The organism is Sphingomonas sp. CFBP 13714, from assembly GCF_014842205.1.
Taxonomy (GTDB): domain Bacteria; phylum Pseudomonadota; class Alphaproteobacteria; order Sphingomonadales; family Sphingomonadaceae; genus Sphingomonas; species Sphingomonas aerolata.
In genome coordinates this window covers 437215-458409 of sequence record NZ_JACYVG010000001.1, presented here as the reverse complement: position 1 = coordinate 458409, position 21195 = coordinate 437215, and the positions used below count along the sequence as shown (strand labels likewise).

The following is a 21195-nucleotide window of genomic DNA, read 5'->3' as shown; positions in this document are numbered from 1 at the left end:
GGGTGTGGTGGCACTGGCGGCGGGTGCGGGGTTGCTGGGCGGCGCGATGAACGCGCTGGCGGGTGGCGGCAGTTTCGCGACGATGCCCGCGCTGATCGGGCTGGGCGTGCCGTCGACCTTCGCCAATGCGACGAGCAACGTCTCGCTCCAGCCCGGCGCGATGGCGAGCGCGTGGACCTATCGGCACGGGCTGGAGCCGGTGTCGGGCGTCGGCATGCGGACGATGGCGGGGATCACCTTCGTCGGCGGGCTCGTCGGCAGCCTTTTACTCGTCGCGACCTCGGCACGCGCGTTCGACCTGATCGTGCCGTGGCTGCTGCTGTTCGCGACGCTGGCGATCGCGTTCGGCACGCAGGCGTCGCTCTGGCTGCGGTCACGCGTCGAGATCGGGCCGAAATCGCTGGTCGCGGTGCAGGCGATGCTGGGCGTCTATGGCGGCTATTTCGGCGGCGGGGTCGGGCTGATGCTGACCGCCGCCTGGGGGCTGTTGTCGGGCGCGACGCCCGCCATGCTTGCCGCACCGCGCACGCTGATGCTCGCGGTCGCCAATCTCGCGGCAACGATCATCTTCATCGCCACCGGCATGGTCTATTGGGCGCTGTGCATACCGATGCTCCTCGGCGGGATCGTCGGCGGGCATTTCGGGGCGAAGCTCGGGCTGGTGCTGCCCGCCAAGGTCATTCGGGTGTGGACGCTGCTGGTGACGATCGCGACGACGATCGTGTTCTTCTGGCGAGCGTATGGCTGAGACGTGTGTCCCCGCGAAGGCGGGGACACACGTCTGGGCACCCGCCTTCGCGGGTGAACAAACCTCCTCAGGTCAACCCGGTCGGCGCATCTTGAAGAGCGACTCCTCGGTGATCGCGAAATAATCCGCAGGACCGCCGCCGCGCAGGATCGGTTCGCCGCGCGCGGTCTGGTACACGCCGTCGTCGAGCATCGCCGGGTCGATATGGATCGCGACCGCCTCGCCGAGCACCAGCCACTGGTCGAGTTCGCGCCCCTCCTTGGTTTCCAGCCGGACGATCTGCGTCACCTTGCATTCGAACTGCGCGCGGCTCGCGGCGACGCGCGGCGGCTTCACGTGCAGCGAGGCGAGCGTCTCGAGCCCGGCGAGTGCGAATTCGTCGACGTCCGCTGCGACATTGGCCGCGGTCGCGTTCATCGCCTCGCCCAGATCGCGACTGACGAGGTTCCAGACGAACTCGCCCGTCGCGGCGATGTTCGCGACGCTGTCCTTCCACCCCATTGACGAGAAGCCGATCAGCGGGGGGGTGTAGTTGAACAGGTTGAAGAAGCTGTAGGGCGCGAGATTTGGTACGCCGTCCGCGGACAGCGTGCTCACCCAGCCGATCGGGCGCGGCGCGACGATCGCGTTGAGCGGATCATGCGGCAGGCGATGGCCGCTCGCCGGTTCGTAAGAATGCCATTCGGTCATACGCGTATCCCTGCTATGGTCGGAGCTTGTCGCCTAAAGCGAAGGCCAAGCATGAACGATCCCGCCCGCCCTATCGCCACCGCCCCTGTCACCGTCATCAAACGCCACCGGATCGCAACGCGGCTGTGGCACTGGAGCACCGCGGTGGCGATGTTCATCATGATCGGCAGCGGGATCGGCATCTTGAAGGCGCATCCGCGATTCTACTGGGGGCGTTACGGCGCGAACTTCGACCAGGCGTGGACGACGCTCGACCAATGGCCGGGCTGGGTGGTGACGCTGATCAACCTGCTGACGATCCCGGCGAGCTACAATCTCGCCATTTCGCGACGCTGGCACCTGTTCTTCGCGCTGGTCCTGTCGTTCGCGTTGCTCGGCTTCATGATCGTCAGCCTGTTCAACCGGCATTTCCAGCGCGACCTCCGCGTCCGGGCGGGCGAGCTTGCCCCGCGCGAGGTGGCGCATGACGTGCGCGAGCATCTGGCGCTGCGCTTCCACGATCCGAAGCGGCCCGCCGCGTACAACATCCTGCAGAAGCTGTCCTATGTCGCGACGATCTTCATCCTGCTGCCGGTGATGATCCTCACCGGGCTGGCGATGTCGCCGGCGATGGATGCCGCGTGGCCGTGGCTGCTCGAGATCTTCGGCGGGCGGCAGTCGGCGCGGTCGATCCACTTCATCGCTATGGTCGCGCTCGTGCTGTTCATCATCGCCCATCTCGCGCTCGTGATTCTGGCGGGCGCGTGGAACGAGGTGCGGTCGATGATCACCGGACGCTTTACCGTTCCGGGGCACGTCCCCGCGCATACCGGGGAGGATGCCGCATGAGCACCATCATCACCCGCCGCTCGCTGGTCGCCGGCGCGGCGGTCGGCGCCGGCGCGCTGCTCACCGGGTGCGACAAGATCATCCAGCATCCCGAGGCGCGCAAGATCCTGTTCATGGGCGAGGAGATGCAGCGCGGGCTGCAACGCGCGCTGACCAACCGCAACGCGCTCGTCCCCGAGTTCAGCCCGGCGCAGATGTCGCCGATCTTCCGCTCGAACGGCACGCGCAACCCGGGCACCCCGGCCTATACCGAGCTGCTGGTGAACAACTTCGCGGACTATCGGTTGCGCGTACGCGGGCTGGTCGACCGGCCGCTGTCGCTCTCGCTGCCGCAGCTCCGCCAGATGCCCGCGCGCGCGCAGATCACGCGGCACGACTGTGTCGAGGGCTGGTCGGCGATCGCCAAGTGGCAGGGTCCGAAGCTTGCCACGCTGTTGAAGGCTGCGGGAATCCGCGACACCGCGCGCTACATCGTCTTCACCTGCGCCGACCTGTACCGGGGCACGCCCTATTACGAGTCGATCGACCTGATCGACGCATTCCACCCACAGACGATCCTCGCCTGGGCGTTGAATGACCAGATTCTCGACGTCGCGCACGGCGCCCCCGTCCGGCTGCGCGTCGAACGTCAGCTTGGCTACAAACATGCCAAATATATCATGGCGATAGACGCCGTCGCCAGCCTGGCCGGGATCGGCAAGGGCAAGGGCGGCTATTGGGAAGATAACGTGGATTATGATTGGTATGCGGGAATCTGACGACGCCCGGGGGGTGGCGCATTTCCGTACCAGTCATTAGCTAACGCGACATGGCCCTATTCGATCGCTTTCTCGCCCGGCAGGTAAAAACCGGCGAACTCACGCTGATCCACGCGGACGGTACCACCAAGCAATTCGGCACGCCCGACCCTGCCTACAACCCCGTCACGATCCGCCTTACCGCCCCCGGTGTCGCGGGCGCGATCGTCCGCCACCCGGCGCTGGGCGCGGCGGAAGCGTTCATGGACGGCCGCCTGGTGATCGAGCGTGGCGACATCCGTGACCTCGTCAACCTGCTCAAGGGCAACAGCCCTTGGGAACGCGGCGGCGGGCTCAATCCCTCGCTGCCGATCAAGCTGCTCGACAAGGTCGTCCACCGCGTCGACCGGGTGAACATGGCACGCCGGTCGAAGAAGAACGTCGCGCATCATTACGACCTGTCGGACCGGCTCTACGATCTGTTCCTCGACGCCGATCGCCAATATTCGTGCGCGTACTTCACCGATGCCGGCAACAGCCTGGAACAGGCGCAGGACGACAAGAAGGCGCATATCGCCGCGAAGCTCGCGATCCAGCCCGGCATGCGCGTGCTCGACATCGGCTGCGGCTGGGGCGGCATGGCGCTGTACCTGCACGCCAAGACCGGGGCGGAGGTCCTGGGCGTCACGCTGAGCGAGGAACAGCTGAAGGTCGCGCGGCGGCGTGCCGAGGAGGCCGGCGTCGCGGACAAAGTGAAATTCGAGCTGATCGACTATCGCGCGCTGACGGGTACGTTCGACCGCATCGTGTCGGTCGGCATGTTCGAGCATGTCGGCCCGCCGCAGTACAAGACGTTCTTCCGCAAGTGCCGCGACCTGCTGAGCGCGGACGGGGTGATGCTGCTCCACACGATCGGCCGCATGGGCGGGCCCGGCGTGACCGACACCTTCACGACCAAATATATCTTCCCCGGCGGCTACAACCCCGCGCTGTCGGAGATCGTCCGCGGCTATGAGGGGCTGAAGTTCTTCCCGACCGATATCGAGGTGCTGCGCGTCCATTACGCGCTGACGATCGACCATTGGTACGACCGGACGGTGGCGGCGAAGGACGCGATCGTCGCGCTGTATGACGAGCGCTTCTACCGGATGTGGACCTTCTACCTCGCGGGCGCGGCGGCGGCGTTCCGGACCGGGGGGATGGTCAATTACCAGATCCAGCTGTCGAAGAGCCGGATGACGTTGCCGCTGACGCGCGACTATATGATCGAGGGCGAACGGGCGTTGCGCGCGAGGTGATTTCCCGCCGTTCGTCATTCCCGCGGAGGCGGGAATCCAGACTGGCAGGCTCCGGTGATGGAGCCGAAAAGCCAGCCGGTCTGGATCCCCGCCTCCGCGGGGATGACGATACTATAAAGGTGGCCTCAGCGGCTGCCCTGCATCTGCGATTTCGCGGCCGACCGCTCATCGCCGCCGATCTTGCCGTCCTTGTTCGCGTCATATTTCGCAAAGGTCGCGGCGAGCAGTGCCTGTGCCTCGGGCTGCGTAACCTTGCCGTCCTTGTTGGTGTCGGCGCTGCTGAACCACAGCTCGGCGAGCCGCTTGGCGTGGACCGGATCCGGGCGCCCCGGCCCGACCTTCATCTGGCTGATCCCCGCCTGGACCTCGGCGCGCGTCAGGACGCCGTCCTTGTTGGTGTCGCGCGCAGCGAACTCGGCCTTGAACTTGGCGGAAACGGAGGCGCGGGTCTCCTGCGCCAGCGCGGGCGTCGCGAGGCCGGCGAGGACGAACAGGGTAAGCGTTTGACGTAGCACGGTCGGGACACTCCAAATAATCTGGGGGCGCACGTAGCGCGGGTTGGTTGTACGCGCCATGAATGCGCCCGGTTGCATGCTCCGGTTGCATGCAGGGCGTCCAGCGCATAGGGGCGCGGGCATTGGATATTGCCCAAAGGATCTTGCCCGTGACCGATCAGATCAACCGCGCCGCCGGCGACGCCGGCATCAATCGGGTCGTCCTCGCCTATTCGGGCGGCCTCGACACCAGCGTGATCCTGAAATGGCTCCAGCAGACCTACAACTGCGAAGTCGTCACCTTCACCGCGGATCTGGGCCAGGGCGAGGAACTCGAGCCCGCGCGCGCGAAGGCCGAGATGATGGGCGTCAAGCCCGAGCACATCTTCGTCGACGACCTGCGCGAGGAATTCGTGCGCGATTACGTGTTCCCGATGATGCGCTCGAACGCGCTGTACGAAGGGCTGTACCTGCTCGGCACGTCGATCGCGCGCCCGCTGATCGCCAAGCGCCAGATCGAGATCGCCCGGATGGTCGGCGCCGACGCGGTGAGCCACGGCGCGACCGGCAAGGGCAACGACCAGGTCCGCTTCGAGCTCGGCTATTATGCGCTGTCGCCCGACATCAAGGTGATCGCACCGTGGCGCGAATGGGACCTGACCAGCCGCACCAGGCTGATTGAGTTCGCCGAACAGCACCAGATCCCGGTCAGCAAGGACAAGCGCGGCGAGGCGCCCTTCTCGACCGATGCGAACATGCTCCACACCTCGTCCGAAGGCCTGGTGCTCGAGAATCCGTGGGACGAGGTGCCGGACTATGTCTATTCGCGCACGGTGAACCCCGAGGACGCGCCCGACGTCCCCGAGTACATCACGATCGATTTCGAGCGTGGCGACGGCGTCGCGATCAACGGCGAGGGGATGAGCCCGGCGACCCTGCTGTCGACTCTCAACGACTATGGCCGCCGTCACGGCATCGGCCGTCTCGACCTGGTCGAGAACCGCTTCGTCGGCATGAAGAGCCGCGGCATGTACGAGACACCGGGCGGCACGATCTATCACCTCGCGCATCGCGGTATCGAGCAGCTGACGCTCGACCGCGGCGCGGCGCATCTGAAGGACGAGCTCGCGCCGCGCTATGCCGAGCTGCTGTACAACGGCTTCTGGTTCTCGCCCGAGCGCGAGATGCTGCAGGCCGCGATCGATCACAGCCAGGAGAAGGTCTCGGGCACCGTCCGGCTGAAGCTCTACAAGGGCGGCGTGTATGTGGTCGGCCGCAAGTCGCCCAACTCGCTCTATTCGGAAAAGGTCGTGACGTTCGAGGACGATCAGGGCGCCTATGACCAGCGCGACGCGGCCGGCTTCATCAAGTTGAACGCGCTGCGCCTGCGCCTGCTGGGCCGCCGCGACCAGGTGTGAGCGATACCGGCTCCCGTCCCCCGACGCTCGGGGGCCGGGAGCCCTGGCGGTGTATTCCGTCGCAATGCGGCGCGGTCGGCGCTTGTCGAATGCCCCCCTGCGGCGCTAGGCGTCGAGGGATGGCGCGGGGGACAACAACGGAACTTCACTGGTGGCAGACGCGCACGTTCGTCGCGTGCGTCGCGCTGGCATCGATCATCCCGCTGCTGTGGCCGGAGGTGCCGCCGCTGGTCGATCTGCCCGGGCATATGGGGCGCTACCGCGTCCAGCTCGCGATCGGCGACAATCCCTGGCTCAGCCAATGGTATGATTTCCGCTGGCAGCTGATCGGCAATCTTGGCATCGACCTGTTGATCGTGCCGCTTGCGCCGATCTTCGGGTTGCAGCTCGCGGTGAAGCTGATCGTAATGGCGATCCCCGCGCTTACCGTCACCGGACTGCTCTGGATCGCGCGCGAAGTGCATGGCCGGATCCCGGCGACCGCGCTGTTCGCGCTGCCGCTCGCCTATAGCTATCCGTTCCAGTTCGGCTTCGTGAACTTCGCGCTGGCGATGGCGCTCGCGCTCAACATGTTCGCGCTGTGGCTCCGCCTCGGGCGGCTCGAGCGGCTGCGGCTGCGCACGATCCTGTTCGTGCCCGGATCCTGCCTGCTCTGGCTGTGCCATACCTTCGGCTGGGGCGTGCTCGGCGTGCTCGCCTTCTCCGCCGAGCTGATCCGCCAGCACGACATCCGCAAGACCGGGGTGCGCGGCGAAGGCGCGATCAAGGGCTGGATCGGCGCGTTCATCCGCGCCGGGCTAAGCTGCGTCCCGCTGGCGCTGCCGATGGTGATGATGGTGCTGTGGCGGTCGGGCGACCACGTCACCGGCAAGACGCAGGACTGGTTCAACTGGCGCTGGAAGATGAACTGGATCACGATGGTCCTGCGCGATCGCTGGATGGCGTTCGACATCGCGTCGGTCACCGTGCTGTTCGTGATCCTGTTCCGCGGCGTGCGCGACCAGACGATCGAATATTCGCGCAACCTCGCGCTGTCCGCGCTGTTCCTGGCTTTGGTCTATATCCTGTTGCCGCGCATCGTATTCGGCTCGGCCTATGCCGACATGCGGCTCGCGCCGTTCATGCTGGCGTTCGCGATCATCGCGCTGCGCCCGCGCAACCGCCTGTCGCTGCGAGGCGCCGCCACGCTGGCGGTACTGGGGTTCAGCTTCTTCGCGGTCCGGCTGGCGGGCACCACGATCAGCTTCCTGATCTATGACCGCAGCTACGACCAGGCGATCGCCGCGATCGACACCGTACCCGAGCGGGCGCGCGTGGTCTCGTTCGTCGGGCGGCGCTGTCGCGACGACTGGGCCTATTCGCGGCTCGAGCATGTCCCGGCGCTGCTGCTCGAGCGGCGGCTGGCCTTCACCAACGACCAATGGTCGATGGCGGGCGGACAGCTGATGACGACGCGCTATCCCATCGCGCGCGGCTTCGCGCATGATCCGTCCGAAATCGTTACGGATATCCGGTGTCGTGGCCAGTTCTGGCGGCCGATCGCGATGGCGCTGGAGCATTTCCCCCGCGACGCGTTCGATTATGTCTGGCTGATCCACCCGCCGGCGTTCGACCCCGCGCTGATCCGCGACCTGACCCCGATCCGCCGCGACGGCACCAGCGTCCTGTACAAGGTCAACCGGTCGGCGGTTCCGCCCGCCGAAACGGAGTAAGCTCGCCGAGATACTCGCGGTCGGAGGCGACTGCCTCGCGCTCACGGACGAGGAAGTCGGCGATCGCGCGACGGAAGCCCAGATCCGGGATGTAATGCGCGGAATAGGTCGCGACCGGCGCATAGCCGCGCGCGAGCTTGTGTTCGCCCTGTGCGCCCGCCTCGACCGTCGTCAGCCCGCGCGCGATCGCCGCGTCGATCGCCTGATAATAGCAGAGCTCGAAATGGAGGAACGGCACCTCCTGGGTCGCGCCCCAATAGCGGCCATAAAGCGTGTCCGCCCCGATCAGGTTGAGCGCCCCCGCGATCGGCACACCATCGCGCTCGGCGAGGATCAGCAGGACGCGGTCGCCCATCGTCTGGCTGATCTCATCGAAAAAGGCGCGCGTCAGATAGGGCTGGCCCCATTTGCGGCTGCCCGTGTCCTGGTAGAAGACCCAGAATGCGTCCCAGTGCGCCGGCGTGATCTCCGCGCCCGTCAGATGCCGGATCGTCAGTCCCTCGACCGCAGCGGCGCGCTCCTTGCGGATCGCCTTGCGCTTGCGGCTGGCGAGGGCGGCGAGGAAATCGTCGAAGCTCGCATAGCCGTCATTGGTCCAGTGGAACTGCGTGCCCTGACGGATCAGCCATCCGGCGGCCTCGAACAGCGCGACTTCGGCGGGGGCGATGAAGGTCGCATGCGCGGAGGACAGCCCGCTCTGGTCGGTCACCGCCTCGAGCGCGGCGATCAGCGCGGGCGCAACCACCGGGTCGCGCAGGAGCAGCCGTGGGCCGGGCACCGGGCTGAACGGCGCCGCAATCTGCAATTTGGGGTAATATTGCCCCCCTGCCCGCTCCCACGCATCGGCCCAGCCCTGGTCGAAGACATATTCGCCCTGGCTGTGGCTCTTGGCATAGGCGGGCGCGATCCCGGCCGGCCTGCCGTCGTCGCCATCGACGACCACCGGCAGCGCCTGCCACCCCGATCGTCCACCGACGCTTTTCGAGGCCTCGAGCGCGGCGAGGAAGGCGTGGCCGACGAACGGATTCGCGTCGCCGGCGCAGGCGTCCCAGTCCTCCGCCGCGATCGAGGTAACGCCTTGGGCGATGCGGGCGGTGATGGCTGTCATGCGCTCCTAAAATAGGCGCGCAGGCGTCAGGCTCAAGCGGCTGGGCTCAAGCGGCCGAGACCTGGACGATCGCATCGATCTCGACCGCGGCACCCAGCGGCAGCACGGGAACGCCGACGGCCGAGCGGGCATGCTTGCCGGCCTCGCCGAACAGCTGGACCATCAGGTCGGATGCGCCGTTCGCGACCTTGGGCTGATCGGTGAAGTCGCCGTGCGAATTGACGAACACGCCGAGCTTCACGATCCGCTCGACGCGGCCGAGCGAGCCGAGCGCCGCCTTCATCTGCGCGACCAGCATCAGCGCGCAGCGTTGCGCCGCGTCCTGCCCGTCCTCGAGCGACACGCCGTCACCGAGGCGACCGGTGACGATCTGGCCGTCCTTGAACGGCAACTGGCCCGAAATGTGGAGCAGCCCGTTCGCCTCGACGGCGGGAACATAGGATGCGACGGGGGCGGCGGCCTGCGGCAGCGTCAGGCCAAGCTCTTCGAGCTTGCGGTCGATACGATCGGTCATGTGCGCGGTCTCACCACAGCCACGGGGGGCGGGTCAAGCGTCCGCGGGCACCCCCGCGGCGAACCGCGCGGCGATCCAGGCCTGCGCCTCGCGCCAGTCGTCGATCCGGGCATGCGCGGCGGGCGCCCTGGGCACCGCCCCCGCCAGCGTCGGCTCGGACACCATGTGCAGCCGGTGGACGCCCGGCGCATGCCGCGCGACCGATTCGTGATGCACCGCAAGGTCGTCGACGAACACCGTGACGGGGTTGCCATATTCGGCGACCAGCCGCGCGACGGGGTCGCCCTTGCCGCCCTGGTTGCACTCGACACGGTGGGCGATGTCGAACGCGGCGAGCTGCTCGATCCGCGGCAGGCGACATTCGTCCTGCAAATTGGTCAGGATCACGATGTCCGCGATCTCGGCGAGCGACACGAGCGCCTCGCGGGCATGCGGTACCAGCGTCTGGCGGTGCATCTCTGCGGGAAAGAACCCGCCGAGCAGCGCCCACATGTCCTCGCGCGTGGGCGCGGGCCCGCCGTCGCGGCGCGTCATGCTGTTGGCGAAATCGCCGTGGCCAATCTCGAAATCGATATCATGCGCCTCGTCGAGCCAGGTGCCGAAATGCTTGACCATGTGGAGCAGCACTTCGTCGCAATCGCTGATCAGCAGCGGCTTCATGCCTCGAACCCCGGATCGAGCGTCATCCGCGCGCGGACGAGCGCCTCGGGCCTGATGCCGAGCGTTTCGGCGCAGGCGACAAGATCGGGTTCATGCGATTCGAGGAAACCGAGTACCGCCGCGAGTACGGCGGGCTCCCCGGCCCGGGTGCGCAGGTCGGCAGGGTCGAGTCCGGTCACCGACAACAGGCGCATCGCTCGGTCCGGCTCGCTCAGCGTCCATACCAGGGCTTGCAGTGCCAAGGCCTCAGCGTCTTCATTTGTAACGGCGCCGCGCATTGCCTATTGTCATCCTTCTTGAAACGAATGGTGGCTCGCGTGGCAAAGAAGGTGCTCGTTGTCGAGGACAACGAACTCAACCTGAAACTATTCTGCGACCTTTTGCGGGCGCATGATTACCTTGCTGAACCTGTACGCGACGGGCGCGAGGCGGTGATGCGGGCGCGCGAATTCGCCCCCGACCTGATCATCATGGACATCCAGATGCCACACGTCACCGGCTATGAGATCATCCTCGAACTCAAGGCCGACGACGTGCTCAGCGCGATCCCGGTGATGGCGGTCACCGCCTATGCAGGTCGCGAGGACGAGGACCGGATCCGTGCCGCGGGCGCGGACGCCTATATCTCGAAACCGATCAGCCTCGCCCGCTTCATGGAAGCGGTGCGCGCGTTCGTCTGAGCGAACCGCGAAGCCCGCGGCGCAGGAACGCCAAAGGCCGCGGGTATCGCTACCCGCGGCCTTGCGATCGCATCGTAAACGCGCGACGGCATCGCCGCCGCGTCGACTTACTTGATCTTGGCTTCCTTGAACTCGACATGCTTGCGCACGACGGGATCATACTTGCTGAACGAGAGCTTCTCGGTCTTCGTGCGGGGATTCTTCTTGGTGACGTAGAAGAAGCCGGTGTCCGCGGTGCTGACGAGCTTGATCTTGACGGTAGTCGGCTTGGCCATGAGCCCAATCCTTAAGGCTGAAAATGCTAGGGCGGCAGCACGCATGCCACCGCCCGATCTGTCGCGGCGTATGGCGCATGCTGCCGGCCAAGTCAACCATATCACCCCATATTCGCCCCGGAATCCCGCATCACAGGGTGTTTAACCGCATCTTTATCGGCATGGGCGCATGATGCATCCGATAAGAAAGACAGGAGGCGGGATCATGGGGCAGGTTGCCGAGCGAGTCGCGGAATTCCAGGATCTGGCGCTGGTAAAGGCCGAGCTTGCGGCCCGGATCGCCGCGATCGACGTCCGCGCGCCCTACACCCGCGCGACCGATCTCGCGCCCGATATCGACGCGATCCGCCTGATCGCGCATCGCAACGGGATGAATCCCGCGGTGACCGTCACGCACTTCATCGATTCGGCACTGTCGCGCGGCGAACATGGCGCGCTCGTCCATGGCTGGCTGATGACGCTCAGCGACGCGATCTACAGCGAGCGGCAGGACGTCCAGGCCTGCCATGTCTTTGCCGCCGCTTGTTCGGTGCGGCTCGCGGGATGACCCGCGCGTGACGCCCGACCGCGCGACCCGCTAGCGATGGATGCGCTGATGGCGGCGCTCGTAGCCGCCGCGCTGGCGCAGGTCGGCGATCGAACCGCGTGGCTCGCCGCGATCCTGTCCGATCGGTATCGCAAGCCCCGGCTGGTGATCCTCGCGGCGGCGCTCGCGCTGTTGCTCGCCGGCAGCCTGGCGGTCGCGGGCGGGATCGCGGTCGCGCCGCTGCTGACCCCCAATGCGCGCCAGCTGATGCTGGCGCTGGCGCTGATCCTCCAGGGCGGTGGTGCGCTGCTGCCGGTCAAGGCGCCCGATCCGCTGCGCGGCTGGCGCACCGGCGCGATCGCCACCACGATGCTCGGACTGTTCATCCTCGCGTTCGGCGACGGCATACAGTTCATCGTGGCCGCCCTCGCGCTTCGCAGCGCCGTGCCGATGCTGGCGGCGGTCGGCGCGACGATCGGATCGCTGGTGGTGATCGTCCCCGCGGCGATGATGGGTGAAGCCGCGTGGCGCCGATGGCCGCTCGCCCGACTGCGCACCGGCATCGGGCTGATATTCGTGCTCCTGGGGGTCATTCTGGGCCTGAGCGCTGCGCGATTGATCTAGCGGGACGATCACTCAGATGAGGAATGGCGCATGCGCGACGGGAGCATTTCGGCTATCGCTTCGTTGACGCAACGATCCACAGACATTCCCATGCATGGAGTTTTCGATGCCCGCCACCAACCCCGCACTCGACACGCCCACCGATCTCGTCAGCAACAGCACGAAGACGGTTGCCGAAGCGCTCAATGCCTCGCTCGCCGATTGCTATGCCTTGTACCTGAAGACCAAGAACTTTCACTGGCACATGTCGGGTCCGCATTTCCGTGACTATCATCTGTTGCTCGATGACCAGGCGGCACAGATCCTGGGCGTGACCGATGCGATCGCCGAGCGCGTCCGCAAGACCGGCAATACGACACTTCGCTCGATCGGCGACATTTCGCGCCGCCAGAGCATCCCGGACAACGACAAGGATTTCGTCGGACCGACCGAAATGCTCGCCGAGCTGCGCGAAGACAATCTGAAGCTCGTCGAACAGTTCCGGATCGTCAAGGACGCCGCCGACGAGGCCAAGGACAATGCCACCAGCGGCATCGTCGACGAGTGGACCGATCAGGCCGAGGAGCGCGCCTGGTTCCTGTTCGAAGCCAGCCGCAAGGCCTGAACCCGGGCGCCCGTCCTTCCCGTGTCGGAACCGACATGGGCGGGACGGGTTCTGTCAGGAACAGGAGAATGCCCATGTTGAAGCTCGCCATCACTTTCTTGATCATCGGCCTCGTGCTGGCCCTGCTCGGATTTGGCGGCGTCGGCGGGGCATTCATCGGCATCGCCAAGGTGCTGTTCTTCATCGCGATCGCGCTGTTCGTGATCTTCCTGGTGCTCGGTCTGCTGGCCGGCAAGGGAATCAAGAACGCGATCGACTGACGCGACGAGATCGCATCGGCCCTCGCCGATGCCAAGATAAGGCCCTCGCCGGGAACGGCCGGGGCCTTTTTGATGTAGCGCCCGCAGCGACGTGGACGCCGGCCCGGAGCCGAGTGCCGGGCGGCGCGTTGTCGGATGATGCATGCTTTCGCCGCGCTCCTCGATGCCCTCACCTATACGCGGTCGCGCAATGCGAAGCTGAAGCTGATCGGCGATTATCTGCGCGTTACGCCGGACCCCGATCGCGGCTGGGCGATGGCGGCGCTGACCGGCGACCTTGATCTGCCGGGCGTCAAATCGGCGGTCATCCGCGGGTTGATCGAGGACCGGGTCGATCCGGTCCTCTTCCGGATGAGCCGCGATTATGTCGGCGATACCGCCGAGACCGTCGCCCTGCTGTGGCCCGAGCCCGAGCCCTTGGGCCCGGATCCAGTGCCGCCCGAACCGCTGTCGATCTCGCAGGTGGTCGACCGGCTGATGACGCTCTCGCGCGCCGAGGCGCCGGCGGCGCTAGCCGCGATGCTCGATCGCTCGGATGCGGAGGAGCGCTTCGCCCTGCTCAAGATGGCGACCGGCGGGCTGCGGATCGGCGTTTCGTCGCGCCTGGCGAAGACCGCGCTGGCGGATGCCTTCGGGCTCGACGTCGATGCGGTCGAGGAGGTCTGGCATGGCCTGGCAGCCCCCTATCCGACGCTGTTCGCCTGGGCGGAGGGGCATGGCGCGCAACCGACACCCGCCAACGTCCCCGTCTTCCGTCCCTTCATGCTCGCCCATGGTCTGGAGGATCTGCGCGTCGACCTCGCCGACTATGCAGCGGAATGGAAATGGGACGGGATCCGCGTGCAGATCGTGCATGTCGCGGGTGAAACGCGACTCTATAGCCGGACCGGCGACGACGTGACCGCGAGCTTTCCGGAAATCGCCGCCGCCTTCGTCACGCCGGGGACGGTCGACGGCGAATTGCTGGTCAAGGGCGAGCATCAGGGCGGCACGCTGGAGGAGGGCGGCGGGGCAGCCAGCTTCAATGCGCTGCAGCAGCGGCTGGGGCGCAAGACCGTGTCGGCGAAGATGCTGGCCGAGTATCCGGCCTTTGTCCGCCTCTATGACCTGTTGATCGATGGCGACGAGGATCTGCGCGCGCTGCCCTGGACCGAGCGACGCGCGCGGCTCGAGGCGTTCATGCCGCAGCTCGATGCCGAGCGCTTCGACCTGAGCCAGGTGATCGACGCCGCGGACTTCACCGCGCTCGAGGCGGTGCGCGCGGGTGCGCGCGACTCGGCGATCGAGGGCGTGATGCTCAAGCGCCGCGATTCGCCCTATGTCGGCGGGCGCCGCGTCGGGCTGTGGTATAAATGGAAGCGCGACCCGCTCACCGCGGATTGCGTGATGATGTACGCGCAGCGGGGCAGCGGCCGGCGGTCCTCCTATTATTCGGACTATACCTTTGGCTGCTGGACCGAAGAGGGCGAGTTGCTGCCGGTCGGCAAGGCCTATTCGGGGATTACCGACGAGGAGCTGCGGATGCTCGATTCGTTCGTCCGCAAGAACACGCTCAACCGGTTCGGGCCGGTGCGCGAGGTCGCCAAGACGATGGTGCTCGAGATCGCGTTCGACGCGCTGCAGGAGTCGAAGCGGCACAAGTCGGGGATTGCGATGCGGTTTCCAAGGATCGCGCGGATCCGGACGGACAAGCCCGCGGCCGAGGCCGACCGGATCGACACGCTCCGCCGAATGATCCCCGCGCCCTAGCCGTTGATCCGGATCTCGAACAGCGTCGGCCAGAGCTTGCCGGTGACGAACAGCCGCTTTTTCGCGGCATCCCAGGCGATGCCGTTGAGTACCGCGTCGCGGTCGCGGGCGCCGATCTCGGCGACCAGCGGACGCAGGTCGATGATCGCGGTGACGCGGCCGGTGCCGGGGGCGATGCGGACGAGATATCCCGTCTGCCAGACATTGGCGAGGATCGCGCCGTCGACATATTCGAGTTCGTTGAGCTGCGTCAGCGGACGCCCGTCGATCGTCACGCCGATCCGGCGACGTTCGGCGAGTGTCCTGGGATCGCGCAGGATCAACGACGCGCTGCCGTCGGACTGGATCAGGCCGTCCTTGTCGCTCGTCAGGCCCCAGCCCTCCCCCGCATAGCGGTTGGTGCCGGTCGGCTTGAGCGTGCGGGCGTCCCAGCGGTGCGCGATGCCGTCATGCCAGGTCAGGCTGATCAGCTCGTTCTTCCACAGGCCGAGCCCCTCGCCGAACTGTGCCGGATCGATCCGGCGGCGCGCGACGATACGACCATCGAGAAGCGTGACGCGGCGGACGTCGGACTGCCCCTCCTTGCCCGTGCTCTCGTAGAGCGCGCCATCGTGCCACAACAGGCCTTCGGTAAACGCCGTCGCATCGTGCGGATAGCGGGCCACGATGCTGACCGACAGGATCGGCACGGCTGGCGCTGTCGCAGGAGCGGGCAATGGGCGCGTGGCAGGCTGGGGCGCCGCTGCGCCCTGCGCCAGAACGGCAACGGCCGGCCCCGCAAGTGCGAGACCGGCCGCTATCAGGCTGTGTCCGATCGTCATGTTGGTTCGAAAAACCCCGATGACCGGACGGACGGGATTAGCCGCCTGCGCTCAGGTTGACCGCTGCATACTTGCCGCGACGATCGACTTCGAGCTCGAACTCGAGCTTGTCGCCCTCGTTCAGCGTGGCCATGCCGGCACGCTCGACGGCCGAAATGTGCACGAACGCGTCAGGCTGGCCATCATCGCGCTGAATGAAGCCGAAGCCCTTCATCGCGTTGAAGAACTTGACCGTACCCGTTGCCTTCTCACCGGTCAGCTGGCGCTGCGGGGCGCCGCCTGCACCACGATCGGCACCGCCACGGGGTGCACCCGGGCCGGCATCGCGATCACGCGGAGGACCACGATCGGTCACGGCCATCGGCTCGCCATCGATCTTGAGATCGGTTGCCGAGATGCGGCCGCCGCGATCGACGAGCGTGAAGCCGAGCGGCTGACCCTCGGCGAGAGCGACCATGCCGGCCTGCTCGACTGCGCTGATGTGCACGAACACGTCCTCGCCGCCGTCATCGCGAACGACGAAGCCGAAGCCCTTCTGCGCGTTGAAGAACTTTACGACGCCGGTGCCTTCACCAACGACCTGGGGGGGCATGCCGCGCCCGGCGCCACCGCCGCCGCTGAAGCCGCCGCCACCGCCGCCGCCGCGGTAACCACCGCCGCCACCGCCGCCGCCGCCGAAGCGATCACCGCCGCCGCCGAAGCTGCTGCCGCCGCCGTAGCTGCTGCCACCGCCACCATAGCTGCTGCCGCCGCCGCCGAACCGGTCACCGCCGCCGCCGAAGCTGCTGCCGCCACCGAAATCGTCGCTGCCGCCGCCGAAGCTGTCGCGCTTGTCGCGGCCACGCCCGCCACGGTTCCCGCGGCCACCTTTATCGAAACCCATAAGCCCTGATCGTCTTCCCGGTTCGCCCGCAAAATCTCTCCAAAAGCCGGCGTGTCCGGACGACGAACGCGGGCCCTCGGGCGCGAAACCTTTTGCGCCTTGGGGAAGGGCATAGCGCAAAAATCAAGCTATCGCGAACAGAATCTTGTCCGCTTGCTCCATTGGCGATGATCGCGGCAAAAGCATGGCGCACCCGCGTCATCGCGGAGGACCATTGAGCAAGGCGCCCCCGACCGCTAGGGCCACCGCATGACAGTGTATCTTCATGAAGGCGACATCCCGTCCGGGATCTTCGCACCGGGCGCCTCGATCGCCGTCGACACCGAGACCATGGGCCTCATCACGCCGCGCGACCGGCTCTGCGTCGTGCAGCTTTCGGATGGCGGCGCGGACGAACATCTCGTCCGGTTCGCGGCCGACAGCGACTATGCGGCGCCCAACCTCAAGGCGCTGCTCGCGGATCCGGAGCGGCTGAAACTCTACCATTTCGGACGATTCGATATCGCCGCGGTCCAGCATTATCTTGGCGTCGTCGCGGCGCCGGCCTATTGCACCAAGATCGCGTCGCGACTGGTCCGGACCTATACCGACCGGCACGGGCTCAAGGAGCTGGTCCGCGAACTGCTGGGCCAGGACGTGTCGAAGCAGCAGCAATCCTCCGACTGGGGGAGCCCGAATCTCAGCGAGGCGCAGAAGGACTATGCGGCGTCCGACGTCCGCTTCCTGCACCGGATGAAGGAAGAGCTCGACAAGCGGCTGATTCGCGAAGGCCGCATGGAGCTCGCGCAGAAATGCTTCGACTTCCTGCCGACCCGGGCCGCGCTCGATCTCGCCGGATGGCCCGAGATCGACATCTTCGCGCACGCCTGACATGACCATGGCGCCCCCGTCCGAGGCATCGGCGAAGACGATCCGGCAGGCCCGCTCGCCGCGTCAGGTCTGGGCGGCGCCGGGCAGCCGCCACGACCGCGTCGTCGGGCTGGCGCGACTCGGCCTGCCGACCGCGATCGGCGTGCTGACCGCATTCCTGGTGATGGCGCCGCTGACCGCGGGCGGCGACGTATCGTTCGTGCTCGACAAGAACAAGGTCGAGGTCGCGCAGGAGCGCATGAAGCTGCAGGCCGCGCAATATCGCGGGCAGGATTCGAAGGGGCAGGCGTTCACGCTCGACGCCCGCTCGGCGATCCAGAAGAGTTCGGCCGAACCGATCGTGCAGCTCAATACGCTCAGCGCGCAGCTCCAGCTCGCCGACGGCCCCGCCAACATCAGGGCGAATTCCGGGCGCTACGACATGGATACCGAGAAGGTGCAGCTGAACGGGCCGCTCAACGTCACCGGGCCCAACGGCTATGACCTGAAAACCACCAACGCGACGCTCGACATGCGGGCGCGGACGATGGATAGCGGCGGTGCGGTGACGGGAACCGTGCCGCAGGGCGTCTTCAGCGCAAACAAGCTGCATGCCGATCTGGAAGGCCGCACCGTCAGGCTTGACGGCAATGCGCGCTTGCGGATCGTGCCGCGAGGGCCGAAATAGCCGCCATGCGCCTCATACCAAGCTCCGTCCTCCTGATGCTCTCCGCGCTCGCGGCGACCGGCGTCTCCGCGCAACGTGCGCACAACTCGAACGCGCCGATCGATTTCGGCGCCGACCATATCGAGCTGCAGGACAAGGCGAACCGCGCGGTGCTGAGCGGGGGCGTGTCGGTCAAGCAGGCGGACATGACGCTGAATTCCGCGCGGATGACGGTGGCCTATACCGGCGAAGTGGTCGGCGGGAACCCGCAGGTGTCGCGCCTCGACGCGTCGGGCGGCGTGACGGTGCGCCGGCCGGACCAGACCGCGAAGAGCCAATATGCGATCTACGACCTCAACCGGCGGGTGATCACGATGCTCGGCGCGGTGACGCTGACCCAGGGCGGCAACACCGTGAATGGCGGGCGGCTGACGATGAACCTCGACACCGGTCGCGCGGTGATCGACGGATCGTCGGTCCGCGGCAGCGGCGGCGCGACGGCCAGCGGCGGCACCGTGACCCAGACGGGCGGGCGCGTGACGGGCACCTTCTCGGTTCCCAAGCGCAACTGATCCGATGACCGCACCGCTGGCCATCCGCGAAAGTTGCCAGCCGACCGCCCGACGCTTTTACCCGCCCGCCCTCAGCAAGGCCAAAGCCTGATGGATGCCCCCACGCTGCCCCCGATCGAAACCCACGGCCCGCACGGCGACGCGATCGTCGAAGCGCCGACGACCAACGGCCTTCAGGTCGTGTCGATCGCCAAGTCCTATGACAAGCGCACCGTCCTGACCGATGTGTCGGTGTCGGTCGGGCGTGGCGAGGTGGTCGGGCTGCTCGGGCCGAACGGCGCCGGCAAGACGACGTGCTTCTATTCCGTCATGGGGCTGGTGAAGCCCGATTCGGGCCGGATCATGCTCGACGGCGACGATATCACGCGCCTGCCCATGTATCGGCGCGCGATCCTGGGTCTTGGCTATCTGCCGCAGGAAACGTCGATCTTCCGCGGGCTGACGATCGAGAAGAACATCCTGACGGTGCTCGAGCTGTCCGAGCCCGACAAGGCGGTGCGCGAGCGCAAGCTCGACACGCTGCTCGAGGAGTTCGGGCTGACCCGGCTGCGCGCCGCGCCCGCGATGGCGCTGTCGGGCGGCGAGCGGCGCCGGGCGGAGATCGCCCGCGCGCTGGCCGCCGAGCCGTCGATCATGCTGCTCGACGAGCCGTTTGCGGGCATCGATCCGATCTCGATCGCCGACATTCGCGACCTCGTGAAGGATCTCAAGCGCCGCGATATCGGCGTGCTGATCACCGACCACAATGTCCGCGAGACGCTCGACATCGTCGACCGCGCCTACATCATCTACGATGGCCGCGTGCTGTTCTCGGGCAGCCCGGCCGAACTGGTTGCCGACGCGAACGTCCGCCGCCTCTATCTGGGCGAGGGCTTCTCGCTCTAGTGTCATGAGCCTCGCGCCTCGCCTCGACCTTCGCCAATCGCAGTCGCTGGTGATGACCCCGCAATTGCAGCAGGCGATCAAGCTGCTGGCGCTGTCGAACCTGGAGATCGAGGGGTTCATCGCCGAGGAGATCGAGCGCAATCCGCTGCTCGAGGCGGGCGCTGCGGACGATGGCGACAGACCCGACCGCGACGCCGGACCGGAACCGGACGCCGCCCCCCGCGACGCCCCCCGTGACGAACGCGTCGCCGCCGACGAGCTGGTGAGCGGCAGTGTCGGCAGCGACGAGCCCGCGCTCGACATCGACTATGCGACCGAGAGCCATCACCAGGACAGCGTCGCCGACGGTGGCAGCGGCACCGACGGCGCGCTGTCGATGAGCGGGGCCGGCGCGGGCGGTGGCAGCGATGGCGACGGGAACGGTCTCGATCTGGACGGCTTTGCCGATACCGGGCTCAGCCTTGCCGATCATCTGCTGGCGCAGGCGGGCCCCGCGATCGCCGCGGATGATGCGTTCATCGCGGCGCATCTGATCGACCAGATCGATGAGGCGGGGTATCTGACCGTACCGCTGCTCGAGATCGCCAACCGGCTGGGCGTCGCGCTCGCCCGGGTCGAGCATGTCCTGGCGGTGATCCAGACCTTCGACCCGACCGGGGTGGGCGCGCGCGACCTGGCCGAATGCCTGACGATCCAGGCGCAGGAGGCGGATCGCTATGATCCGTGCATGGCGCGGCTGATCGACAATCTCGACCTGCTGGCGCGGGGCGAGATCGGACGCCTGAAACGGCTGTGTCAGGTCGACGACGAGGACATGGCGGACATGATCCGCGAGCTGCGCGGCTATGATCCGAAGCCCGGATGCCGGTTCGGCGGCGAGCCGAGCCGCGCGGTCGTGCCCGACCTGTTCGTCGCGCGGACCAAGACGGGCTGGAGCATCGAGATCAACACCGCAACGCTGCCGCGCATCCTCGTCAACCGCAGCTATTACACCGAACTGGCGCGGGGAGAGCAGGACAAGGCGTCGAAGGCGTGGCTCAGCGAGTGCCTCGCCAGCGCGAACTGGCTGGTCAAGGCGCTCGACCAGCGGCAGCGCACGATCATCAAGGTCGCGACCGAGATCGTGAAGCAGCAGGAGGCGTTCTTCCTCCACGGAGTCGCACATCTGCGGCCGATGACGCTGCGGATGGTCGCCGACGCGATCGAGATGCACGAATCGACCGTCAGCCGCGTGACCAGCAACAAATATGTCTCGTGCGGGCGCGGGCTCTACGAGCTGAAATATTTCTTCACCTCGGCGATCCAGTCGGCGGATGGCGGCGACGCGGTTTCGGCGCAGGCCGTCAAGAGCGCGATCAAGGCGCTGATCGCGAACGAGGGTGCCAAGATCCTGTCCGACGATACTTTGGTGGAATTGCTCGACGGCAAGGGCTTCGACATTGCCCGGCGCACCGTTGCCAAATATCGCGAGGCGCTCGGCATCGGCAGTTCGGTACAACGCCGCCGGGCGCGCGCGCTCGAGGGTACGGGCTGAAGCTTGCCTTCGCACCGGATCGGCGTAGCGTCCGGCTTGCATCACGGGGGGGCCCAGAC

Annotated in this window: 26 protein-coding genes; 17 read left to right on the top strand and 9 right to left on the bottom strand. The window is 66.9% G+C overall.

What is annotated here, in order from left to right:
* Positions 1 to 7: 7 nt before the first annotated feature.
* Positions 8 to 748, top strand: coding sequence for a sulfite exporter TauE/SafE family protein (locus IFT54_RS02245; RefSeq protein WP_342354745.1), 741 nt, complete (start codon positions 8 to 10; stop codon positions 746 to 748).
* Between the two features lie 72 nt (positions 749 to 820).
* On the opposite strand, the gene IFT54_RS02240 is transcribed toward IFT54_RS02245, so the two are convergent.
* Positions 821 to 1438, bottom strand: coding sequence for a flavin reductase family protein (locus IFT54_RS02240; protein WP_031439120.1), 618 nt, complete (start codon positions 1436 to 1438; stop codon positions 821 to 823).
* Positions 1439 to 1489: 51 nt separating this feature from the next.
* On the opposite strand from IFT54_RS02240, the gene IFT54_RS02235 reads away from it, so the two are divergent.
* Genes IFT54_RS02235 through IFT54_RS02225 form a run of 3 tightly spaced genes read left to right on the top strand, consistent with a single transcriptional unit; the run spans position 1490 to position 4301 of the window.
* Positions 1490 to 2266: a cytochrome b/b6 domain-containing protein gene (locus IFT54_RS02235; protein ID WP_192069437.1), complete on the top strand. Its 777-nt coding sequence runs from the start codon at positions 1490 to 1492 to the stop codon at positions 2264 to 2266.
* The gene (locus IFT54_RS02230) at positions 2263 to 3024 is read left to right on the top strand and encodes a molybdopterin-dependent oxidoreductase (RefSeq protein ID WP_192069436.1); all 762 of its coding nucleotides are present in this window, start codon (positions 2263 to 2265) and stop codon (positions 3022 to 3024) included. The genes IFT54_RS02235 and IFT54_RS02230 overlap by 4 nt, the downstream gene beginning before the upstream one ends.
* Before the next feature lie 50 nt (positions 3025 to 3074).
* Positions 3075 to 4301: an SAM-dependent methyltransferase gene (locus IFT54_RS02225; RefSeq protein ID WP_192069435.1), complete on the top strand. Its 1227-nt coding sequence runs from the start codon at positions 3075 to 3077 to the stop codon at positions 4299 to 4301.
* 125 nt (positions 4302 to 4426) lie between these two features.
* Here IFT54_RS02225 and IFT54_RS20860 read toward each other — a convergent pair whose 3' ends face one another.
* Entirely contained in the window at positions 4427 to 4816 is a 390-nt protein-coding gene (locus IFT54_RS20860) for an EF-hand domain-containing protein (protein ID WP_031396586.1), read from the bottom strand.
* 149 nt (positions 4817 to 4965) lie between these two features.
* Here IFT54_RS20860 and IFT54_RS02215 point away from each other — a divergent pair, with 149 nt between their 5' ends.
* A complete protein-coding gene (locus tag IFT54_RS02215) occupies positions 4966 to 6213 on the top strand; it encodes an argininosuccinate synthase (protein ID WP_234387459.1) in 1248 nt (415 codons plus the stop codon).
* A gap of 119 nt (positions 6214 to 6332) precedes the next feature.
* The gene (locus IFT54_RS02210) at positions 6333 to 7925 is read left to right on the top strand and encodes a hypothetical protein (RefSeq protein ID WP_192069434.1); all 1593 of its coding nucleotides are present in this window, start codon (positions 6333 to 6335) and stop codon (positions 7923 to 7925) included.
* On the opposite strand, the gene IFT54_RS02205 is transcribed toward IFT54_RS02210, so the two are convergent.
* Genes IFT54_RS02205 through IFT54_RS02190 form a run of 4 tightly spaced genes read right to left on the bottom strand, consistent with a single transcriptional unit; the run spans position 7888 to position 10485 of the window.
* Complete coding sequence (locus IFT54_RS02205; RefSeq protein ID WP_192069433.1) at positions 7888 to 9033, bottom strand: GNAT family N-acetyltransferase; 1146 nt, start codon at positions 9031 to 9033, stop codon at positions 7888 to 7890. The two genes, IFT54_RS02210 and IFT54_RS02205, sit on opposite strands and share 38 nt — an antisense overlap.
* A gap of 46 nt (positions 9034 to 9079) precedes the next feature.
* The gene (locus IFT54_RS02200; RefSeq protein ID WP_031396590.1) at positions 9080 to 9547 is read right to left on the bottom strand and encodes a RidA family protein; all 468 of its coding nucleotides are present in this window, start codon (positions 9545 to 9547) and stop codon (positions 9080 to 9082) included.
* 33 nt (positions 9548 to 9580) lie between these two features.
* A complete protein-coding gene (locus IFT54_RS02195) occupies positions 9581 to 10207 on the bottom strand; it encodes a hypothetical protein (RefSeq protein ID WP_107930883.1) in 627 nt (208 codons plus the stop codon).
* Positions 10204 to 10485, bottom strand: a complete 282-nt coding sequence (locus IFT54_RS02190; protein WP_031395281.1) for a DUF3572 domain-containing protein — start codon at positions 10483 to 10485, stop codon at positions 10204 to 10206. The genes IFT54_RS02195 and IFT54_RS02190 overlap by 4 nt, the downstream gene beginning before the upstream one ends.
* Before the next feature lie 39 nt (positions 10486 to 10524).
* On the opposite strand from IFT54_RS02190, the gene IFT54_RS02185 reads away from it, so the two are divergent.
* Positions 10525 to 10887, top strand: a complete 363-nt coding sequence (locus tag IFT54_RS02185; RefSeq protein WP_192069432.1) for a response regulator — start codon at positions 10525 to 10527, stop codon at positions 10885 to 10887.
* 107 nt (positions 10888 to 10994) lie between these two features.
* Here IFT54_RS02185 and rpmG read toward each other — a convergent pair whose 3' ends face one another.
* Entirely contained in the window at positions 10995 to 11162 is a 168-nt protein-coding gene (gene rpmG, locus IFT54_RS02180; protein WP_017977469.1) for a 50S ribosomal protein L33, read from the bottom strand.
* Between the two features lie 205 nt (positions 11163 to 11367).
* Between rpmG and IFT54_RS02175 the strand changes: the two genes are divergently transcribed.
* The 5 genes from IFT54_RS02175 (at position 11368) to IFT54_RS02155 (ending at position 14925) form a co-directional block, all read left to right on the top strand.
* Positions 11368 to 11709: a hypothetical protein gene (locus IFT54_RS02175; protein WP_042466204.1), complete on the top strand. Its 342-nt coding sequence runs from the start codon at positions 11368 to 11370 to the stop codon at positions 11707 to 11709.
* Between the two features lie 48 nt (positions 11710 to 11757).
* The gene (locus IFT54_RS02170; RefSeq protein WP_235188221.1) at positions 11758 to 12312 is read left to right on the top strand and encodes a TMEM165/GDT1 family protein; all 555 of its coding nucleotides are present in this window, start codon (positions 11758 to 11760) and stop codon (positions 12310 to 12312) included.
* Between the two features lie 106 nt (positions 12313 to 12418).
* The gene (locus tag IFT54_RS02165; RefSeq protein ID WP_031395539.1) at positions 12419 to 12916 is read left to right on the top strand and encodes a Dps family protein; all 498 of its coding nucleotides are present in this window, start codon (positions 12419 to 12421) and stop codon (positions 12914 to 12916) included.
* Between the two features lie 74 nt (positions 12917 to 12990).
* A complete protein-coding gene (locus IFT54_RS02160) occupies positions 12991 to 13176 on the top strand; it encodes a DUF1328 domain-containing protein (RefSeq protein ID WP_031395540.1) in 186 nt (61 codons plus the stop codon).
* 138 nt (positions 13177 to 13314) lie between these two features.
* A complete protein-coding gene (locus IFT54_RS02155) occupies positions 13315 to 14925 on the top strand; it encodes a cisplatin damage response ATP-dependent DNA ligase (protein WP_192069689.1) in 1611 nt (536 codons plus the stop codon).
* On the opposite strand, the gene IFT54_RS02150 is transcribed toward IFT54_RS02155, so the two are convergent.
* On the bottom strand, positions 14922 to 15746 hold the full coding sequence (locus IFT54_RS02150) for a glutaminyl-peptide cyclotransferase (RefSeq protein ID WP_192069431.1): 825 nt from the start codon (positions 15744 to 15746) through the stop codon (positions 14922 to 14924). The genes IFT54_RS02155 and IFT54_RS02150 overlap by 4 nt on opposite strands.
* Before the next feature lie 37 nt (positions 15747 to 15783).
* Positions 15784 to 16629, bottom strand: a complete 846-nt coding sequence (locus IFT54_RS20680) for a cold-shock protein (protein WP_159511940.1) — start codon at positions 16627 to 16629, stop codon at positions 15784 to 15786.
* 249 nt (positions 16630 to 16878) lie between these two features.
* Here IFT54_RS20680 and IFT54_RS02140 point away from each other — a divergent pair, with 249 nt between their 5' ends.
* The 5 genes from IFT54_RS02140 (at position 16879) to rpoN (ending at position 21136) form a co-directional block, all read left to right on the top strand.
* Positions 16879 to 17499, top strand: a complete 621-nt coding sequence (locus IFT54_RS02140; protein WP_031438839.1) for a ribonuclease D — start codon at positions 16879 to 16881, stop codon at positions 17497 to 17499.
* Between the two features lie 7 nt (positions 17500 to 17506).
* Positions 17507 to 18166: an LPS export ABC transporter periplasmic protein LptC gene (lptC, locus tag IFT54_RS02135; protein ID WP_192069688.1), complete on the top strand. Its 660-nt coding sequence runs from the start codon at positions 17507 to 17509 to the stop codon at positions 18164 to 18166.
* Between the two features lie 5 nt (positions 18167 to 18171).
* Complete coding sequence (locus tag IFT54_RS02130; protein ID WP_056406775.1) at positions 18172 to 18717, top strand: LptA/OstA family protein; 546 nt, start codon at positions 18172 to 18174, stop codon at positions 18715 to 18717.
* 90 nt (positions 18718 to 18807) lie between these two features.
* Positions 18808 to 19602 carry an LPS export ABC transporter ATP-binding protein gene (gene lptB / locus IFT54_RS02125; RefSeq protein WP_244648472.1) on the top strand — a complete coding sequence of 265 codons (795 nt, stop codon included), beginning with the start codon at positions 18808 to 18810 and terminating at the stop codon, positions 19600 to 19602.
* Positions 19603 to 19606: 4 nt separating this feature from the next.
* Complete coding sequence (rpoN, locus tag IFT54_RS02120) at positions 19607 to 21136, top strand: RNA polymerase factor sigma-54 (protein WP_192069430.1); 1530 nt, start codon at positions 19607 to 19609, stop codon at positions 21134 to 21136.
* Positions 21137 to 21195 lie beyond the last annotated feature (59 nt).